Source organism: Bacillus sp. GbtcB14 (assembly GCF_019091205.1).
GTDB lineage: Bacteria > Bacillota > Bacilli > Bacillales > Bacillaceae_G > Bacillus_A > Bacillus_A cereus_AG.
The window spans coordinates 1-274 of the sequence record NZ_JAGXJT010000142.1; the positions used below are offsets into that span (position 1 = coordinate 1).

Genomic DNA, 274 nt, shown 5'->3' on the forward strand with positions numbered 1-274 from the left:
TATGGACCGATTCCAAATGATAACGGAAGCGACCTTCGGCAAAGCGAATGTCGGCTTGATAAACCGGCTTGAGATCGATGCGGCTGCCGTCGGGAATAATGAAGGAATTACGCTGCCTCACGATGAGCTGGCGGATTTATATACCCATGCCGCGTTTCCCGTCATTGTGTCCAACCTGTTTGACGCGGACGGACAGCGGCCGGAATGGGCCGAGCCCTACGTGATTAAAACGCTGAAAAACGGGATGACCGCCGGCATACTCGGCGTCACGGTG

The 274-nt window shown here is 55.1% G+C and carries 1 pseudogene; it reads left to right on the forward strand.

The features are described 5' to 3' along the window. A pseudogene (locus KVT31_RS29570) lies at nucleotides 1–274 on the forward strand (bifunctional metallophosphatase/5'-nucleotidase); the annotation flags it as partial.